2 protein-coding genes are annotated in these 1718 nt (G+C 36.1%); both read right to left on the bottom strand.

Translation table 11 applies throughout. The features are described 5' to 3' along the window. Nucleotides 1-77 precede the first annotated feature (77 nt). Nucleotides 78-977 (bottom strand): IS3 family transposase, encoded by a 900-nt coding sequence (locus ERL59_RS19910; RefSeq protein ID WP_160647986.1) that lies wholly within the window; start codon nt 975-977, stop codon nt 78-80. Beyond that, nucleotides 968-1651, bottom strand: coding sequence for a helix-turn-helix domain-containing protein (locus tag ERL59_RS19915; protein WP_160647987.1), 684 nt, complete (start codon nt 1649-1651; stop codon nt 968-970). The genes ERL59_RS19910 and ERL59_RS19915 overlap by 10 nt, the downstream gene beginning before the upstream one ends. Nucleotides 1652-1718: the final 67 nt, after the last annotated feature.

The following is a 1718-nucleotide window of genomic DNA, read 5'->3' on the forward strand; positions in this document are numbered from 1 at the left end:
TGAACTGCCCCCTGTCAAGTAGACAGTGGAAATAATATAAAGATGTATGTAGCGTCAATCAACAGATTGGCGCTATTTTATGCAACTGTTGCAATTAAATAGTGACGATATTCCATTGGTGTCATACCATTTAAACGCTTCTGGTAACGTTGATTGTTATAATAATCCATATAATCATCTATAGCGCTCTCTAAGCTTTCAAAATCACTAAACTTATACAAGTGAAACATCTCAGTTTTGAAAATAGCAAAGAATCCTTCCATAGGTCCATTGTCTATGCATCGTCCAACTCGAGACATGCTTTGTACCATTCCTGCCTGATTAAGCTTTTCTTTAAATATTTTACTTGTATATTGAAAACCACGGTCACTATGAAAAAGTGGTTTAGCTTCTGGATAGTTACTCACAGCCTTATCGAAAGTGTGAAATACAAGTGCATTGTTATTCGACTTACCAAGTACATACGAAACAATGCTCCGATCACCAAGATCTAAAATAGCACTCAAATAGGCTTTTTGTCCATTTCCGTATTTTAATTCCGTCACGTCTGTAAGCCATTTTTCATGGATTTGCTTCGCATGAAAATCCCGATTTAGTTTATTCTCAGCAGTAATTTGAGGTGTCGATTTGATATAAACCTTCCGTTTTCTTCGACATACTGACTTTAACCCCATTACTTGCATTAGACGATATACTCTTTTATGATTTACAATCGTGTCACTTTCGCGTCGAATTTTTAGGGTCATTTGGCGATAGCCAAGGATACCGTCTCGTTCTTCATAAGCTTCTTTAATTTGTTCCATGAGCTTCTCATTTTCACGTTCTCTTTGGCTTTTTTCACGATGTAACCATTTGTAATAGGCGGAACGGTGAATACCTAAAAGTCCACAAAGGATCGTAATGTGATAATTCTTTTCAGTAGATAGTTGTTGAACAGCACGATATTCTGCCTCATGTTTAACAAGACTTAGTCCCACCCTCTTTCGATCTTTTCTAACTTTTTTAACAGTTCATTTTCCATTTCCAAACGTTTATTTTTGGCCTCTAACAGTTTATTCTCTGCTTTAAGTTTTTCTGTCTCGGTAAGTTGACTTGTAGGTTTTCTCTTACCTCTACGATCCAAGAGACCATTGACTCCCAATTTTTCATATTTCATCATCCAATTGCGAACTTGTTGATAGGAAACTTGATATTTTTCTGCTGTCTTACTATAATTCTTATTATTTTTGATACAGTCATTCACAATTTCAATTCGTTCTTCTAGAGTGGTAGCTCGTCCTTTAGTCATGATTGGATACCCTCCCGTTCCTGGTGGCTTCATCTCTTCATGACCATTATACTTCATGATCCATTCTTGTAGTTGTCTTTGTGAACGTAAACCATATTTCATGCTCATTTCTATGATAGAGCTTTTACCTGTTAAATAGTCTTTCACAGCTTCTGTTTTTAACTCTTTAGAATAGCTGGCATTCTTTCGCTGGGGGAGTAGTCCAACTGAGCCTTTTGATCTGTAGAGGCTAACCCATTGTCGAACTGAACTACGAGCTACCGATAGTTCTTTACATATCGCTTTCATACTCTTAACGCCATTTAAATAATTCCTTACTGCTAAAACTTTCAATTCATATTTAACTTTAGATTTTCTACCCATAATCAAAACTCCCCTTATGATAAACAGTTGTATTTTTTTAACTGTCTACCGTAAGGGGAGCATATCA

The sequence above is a fragment of the Chengkuizengella marina genome, assembly GCF_009910845.1.
GTDB lineage: Bacteria > Bacillota > Bacilli > Paenibacillales > KCTC-33759 > Chengkuizengella > Chengkuizengella marina.